Origin of the sequence: Microcoleus sp. S28C3 (assembly GCF_036700785.1) — a bacterium.
GTDB classification, from domain to species: domain Bacteria; phylum Cyanobacteriota; class Cyanobacteriia; order Cyanobacteriales; family Microcoleaceae; genus Microcoleus; species Microcoleus asticus.
The window spans coordinates 1-4075 of sequence record NZ_JAUBPO010000226.1; the positions used below are offsets into that span (position 1 = coordinate 1).

The 4075-nt window shown below is 51.0% G+C and carries 6 protein-coding genes; 4 read left to right on the forward strand and 2 right to left on the reverse strand.

The annotated features are described in order from the left end of the window. Positions 1–288: 288 nt before the first annotated feature. Positions 289–693: a hypothetical protein gene (locus tag QUA13_RS31765; protein WP_333204977.1), complete on the reverse strand. Its 405-nt coding sequence runs from the start codon at positions 691–693 to the stop codon at positions 289–291. Here QUA13_RS31765 and QUA13_RS31770 point away from each other — a divergent pair. Both QUA13_RS31770 and QUA13_RS31775 read left to right on the forward strand, forming a co-directional pair. Then, on the forward strand, positions 692–925 hold the full coding sequence (locus QUA13_RS31770) for a hypothetical protein (protein ID WP_333204979.1): 234 nt from the start codon (positions 692–694) through the stop codon (positions 923–925). The genes QUA13_RS31765 and QUA13_RS31770 overlap by 2 nt on opposite strands. 32 nt (positions 926–957) lie before the next feature. Beyond that, positions 958–1317, forward strand: a complete 360-nt coding sequence (locus tag QUA13_RS31775; RefSeq protein ID WP_333204981.1) for a hypothetical protein — start codon at positions 958–960, stop codon at positions 1315–1317. A 118-nt stretch (positions 1318–1435) separates the two neighbouring features. On the opposite strand, the gene QUA13_RS31780 is transcribed toward QUA13_RS31775, so the two are convergent. Beyond that, positions 1436–2059: a TetR/AcrR family transcriptional regulator gene (locus QUA13_RS31780; protein WP_333204982.1), complete on the reverse strand. Its 624-nt coding sequence runs from the start codon at positions 2057–2059 to the stop codon at positions 1436–1438. Positions 2060–2171: 112 nt separating this feature from the next. Between QUA13_RS31780 and QUA13_RS31785 the strand changes: the two genes are divergently transcribed. Together QUA13_RS31785 and QUA13_RS31790 are read left to right on the forward strand one after the other, a co-directional pair. Next, entirely contained in the window at positions 2172–2915 is a 744-nt protein-coding gene (locus QUA13_RS31785) for a 3-oxoacyl-ACP reductase family protein (protein WP_445242772.1), read from the forward strand. 60 nt (positions 2916–2975) lie between these two features. Continuing rightward, a complete protein-coding gene (locus QUA13_RS31790) occupies positions 2976–3728 on the forward strand; it encodes an SDR family oxidoreductase (RefSeq protein WP_333204987.1) in 753 nt (250 codons plus the stop codon). Positions 3729–4075: the final 347 nt, after the last annotated feature.

A 4075-nucleotide genomic window follows, 5' to 3' on the forward strand; every position in this document is an offset into this window, starting at 1 on the left:
AATACGTCAATATACTTACACACAGAAAATCATTTAGGATTGCTCTAGATATAGAAAATCATTTAGGATTGCTATAGCTCGATCGCCAATCCATAGTTCTCCAGGTTGGACTGTTGCCAAAACTTTGTCGAATAACGATCGCTCGCTTAGCGTGGCCGTCAACACAAGGAAACACATCGATTGCTAATCTTAATGAGCGGGTCGAGGATGACCAGTAATTTGCCCGGTAGTGCCGCAGCTCCTATAGGGCGTAACACTTCCAGCCGATGGTCGGTTCCTGCTAAACAATTACCATCGATAATCCGTACTTTGTAGGGAGCGGTGGAATTTTGGTGAATTGCCTCCAATAAACTCGATTAAAGATGCCATCGCTGCTGCTGTTTCCTTTACAAGTGCCGCACAAACTCTCTGCTCTACACCATTTAATTTGTCATAAACGGCAGTACGACTGACATTGAGTTGTTGCGCGCGGGCGCGATAAGCAGCATTCACCGATGGGTAAATTCCACAAACAACCAGACTCATTAAATTTACCAAATCCGAAAACAATAACTCTCTGGTGTACTGGACTTGTGCGTTGGCTTCAAAGATCCGATCGAGCGCCTCGGGTGCTAGCACCCCTTCCATCAAACCCCGACTCATCACACTAATCGGACTCTCGGTTACCAATCGCTCGAAAACAGCATTCAGCATGGCAGCTTCCTCGAGTAACGGACTGTTCCCACCAGCACCTTCAGGCGATGCGGGGGTGCGTCATAACTCTATTAAAAGCCGAGTTGTATCCGGCATCTGTGCGCTAGCCCCACAGAATAACGGCACACTCAAGGCGGGAAACGAACCTTCAAATTTTACGCCAAATCCTCGCGCCCGCTGGAAGTGTGCCGTTAAATATTGGCTCTCTATTGAGCGAAACTTCTATATCTAGCTGAGCTCGATCGCACTTTGACAGGGCTAGCTTTGAAAGCCCCGGCTGCTTTATTTCTGGCGCGGGGCGGCACGATCGGGATCGTTCTGGCTGTCCTGGCAGTGGCTGAGCTAATTGGCGATATGCTGCCGCAAATTCCCTCTCGCACCAGTCCCCCTGCGTTGATTGCTCGGATTCTTAGTGGTGGCATTGTGGGATGGTTCATCACTGCACCAAACAGCAGTGTTGCACTCGCTGGAGCGCTCCTGGGTGTTGTAGGTGCACTGCTGGTCGGTGCGTATGGTGGTCGGACGGTGCGGATAGCTGCCATTGAGCGGATTGGTGCAGTTCCTGCTGCCCTTGTTGAGAATGTTGTCGCGATCGCTCTAGCTGCCCTTGTCGTTACCCGCTAATGTTACTTCGTGGGTAAGTCCTGTGCTGTCAGGGGAAACGCTGCATCTGAGCCGACACTCGCTCCGGCGTAGCCAGCTGCAGGCATCGCACCCCATCTCTGTGCCGCTCTCTTGAGCCTCAATTCCCCCTTCTTATAGTTGAACAGGCGCGCAAAGCCATCTGAACAACATCTAGGAGTTCCGCGCGACTAGCTCCACTTGCTGCTTGCACGGACATTCCAAAGTTGACTGTAACGACAAAGCGAGCGAGGGCAGCAGGATCGGTATCAGAGGGCAAGTCACCTTCTGAGACAGCACGCTCGAAGCGATCGCGGATAGCAGCCTCGCCTGATATGCGGCGCTCTGCCAACTCTTGATGGAGTGGATTGTCTGGATCGACACAGGAATGCAGACTTTGTGCGTAGAGACATCCTGATGGGTTGCACGGATTAGTCACCAAATCAACAACGCCAAGCATCATCCGCTCAATGACTCTCTGGGCAGTTGACTCGGAGAGTGCTTCACGGAGGTAGGCAGTTTGCCGATCGCGATAGCGATCGAGGGCCTTGCGGAATAAGTTTTCCTTATTACCAAAGGTCGCATAGAGACTCGGACGGTTAATGCCCATCGCTTCGGTTAGATCGGTCAGGGATGTTCCTAGATAGCCCTTGCGCCAGAATATTTGCAAAGCTTGTTCTAAAGCTTCGTCGATATCAAAAGCGCGAGGTCGTCCCTGTACGCTATGAGGCTTTTTCGTTTCCATACCGTTCAGTATAAAACTTCCTTGACACCCAGATTGAACCAGGGTATATTTTTTGTACCAATCGGTAAGTAAATCACCGATATCGGCAATTACAAGCCCACCAAAGCAAATCATGACAAAAACACTCGCAGGCAAAGTTGCATTGGTTACGGGTGGCTCACGCGGTTTAGGAGCAGCGATCGCCAAACGTCTTGCCCACGATGGGGCAGCAGTTGCTCTCACCTACACCAGTTCGCCCCAAAAAGCTGATGAGGTGGTGCGCGACATTGAAGCTGCAGGGGGAAAAGCTTTAGCAATCCGCGCTGACAGTGCGGATGTCGAAGCAGTGAAACATTCCGTGGCCGAAACCGTAAACGCCTTGGGCCGCCTCGACATCCTAGTTAACAACGCGGGGGTTGCCACTTTAGCTGCGATCGATCAGTTCTCGATGGATGAGTTTGACAGACTTGTAGCGGTGAATGTCAGGGGCGTTTTCGTAGCAACTCAGGAGGCGATTCGCCACATGGGTGAGGGTGGACGAATCATCATGATTGGCAGCGTTAACAGTGATTCCACCCCCTTTGCAGGGCTATCGGTCTATGCCTTAACCAAGGGGGCGATCGCCAGCTTTACACGCGGTCTTGCCCGCGATCTTGGACCGCGTGGTATCACCGTTAACAACATCCAACCTGGTCCCATTGATACCGATATGAATCCCGCAGACGGAGACTTTGCCGAGGGGCTCAAAAAGATCATTGCCTTGGGTCGCTACGGACGGGATAACGAGGTTGCTGCCATGGTTTCTTATCTTGCCAGTCCTGAAGCCGCCTTTGTCACTGGCGCAAGCCTCAAGATTGATGGCGGATTTACAGTCTAAACGAGATGTCATCAAACTTGCAATCACCAAACTTTATTCAAAAAAACATCATCAATAATAATGTCACAAAAACTCTCAGGAAAAGTCACTCTTGTCACTGGTGGCACTAGCGGCATCGGTCTTGCCACTGCTAAGCGATTCGTTGCCGAAGGTGCCTATGTCTTCATTACAGGTCGCCGTCAGGCTGAATTGGATGCCGCCGTAGCAGCAATAGGCAAGAACGTCACGGGCGTTCAGAGCGATGCCTCGAATCTGGCAGACCTCGATCGCCTTTTTGCCACAATCGAGCAAGAGCAAGGTCGCCTGGATGTAATCTTCGCCAACGCTGGCGGTGGAGAAATCGCCCCACTCGGAGCAATCACCGAAGAACACTTTGACAAAACGTTCAACACTAACGTTAAAGGTGTGCTATTCACCGTGCAGAAGGGACTGCCTCTGTTACCGCCGGGCGCTTCCATCATTCTGAATGCCTCGACTGCTTCTACCGTGGGCACTCCAGCTTTCAGTGTTTACAGCGCTACCAAAGCCGCCGTGCGATCGTTTGCCCGTAATTGGACACTCGACCTCAAAGAGCGCCAGATCCGAGTTAACGCCATTAGCCCTGGCGTAGTTCCTACTCCTGGTTACAATCACTTGGGACTGAGTAATGAGCAGGTGCAGGAATTCGTAGATAGCCAAGCCGCCACCATCCCACTGGGAAGAGTAGGGACGCCCGATGAAATTGCCAAAGCCGTTGTCTTTCTCGCTTGTGACGACAGTAGCTTTGTCAACGGCATCGAGCTGTTTGTTGATGGCGGTATGGCACAGATTTGAAGCGCCCTCAAAGTGGTCAGTAATCTTCCAAGCCGACTGTTTATCGTTCACTTTGGACTCAACTCAAAGCACTCAATGAGGGAGAAATAAACCAGAGTAAAGCACCCCTTTTAGGTTGGAACTAGCTAGCCCTCTCAAGGTGGCTGCTGAGCTCGATCGATAAGTCTGGAAGTAGATACATGGCGGTGACGTGCATCGCAATAAGGAGGCGACTTTTTTTCTTAGTAGCGCGAGTATTTTTGAGGAATCTTTTTAAATCTACTCGCCCTGCTATAGCGATCGCAAATCATTCATAAATCGATCGAGGGTTCGATCGAGCAGTAGTTTCATGAGAATGTTGGCTCAAA

Coding starts and splice junctions, on each gene's coding strand:
- QUA13_RS31770 (WP_333204979.1), top strand. CDS start 692: ATGGCAGCTTCCTCGAGTAACGGACTGTTCCCACCAGCACCTTCAGGC.
- QUA13_RS31765 (WP_333204977.1), bottom strand. CDS start 693: ATGCTGAATGCTGTTTTCGAGCGATTGGTAACCGAGAGTCCGATTAGT.
- QUA13_RS31780 (WP_333204982.1), bottom strand. CDS start 2,059: ATGGAAACGAAAAAGCCTCATAGCGTACAGGGACGACCTCGCGCTTTT.
- QUA13_RS31785 (WP_445242772.1), top strand. CDS start 2,172: ATGACAAAAACACTCGCAGGCAAAGTTGCATTGGTTACGGGTGGCTCA.
- QUA13_RS31790 (WP_333204987.1), top strand. CDS start 2,976: ATGTCACAAAAACTCTCAGGAAAAGTCACTCTTGTCACTGGTGGCACT.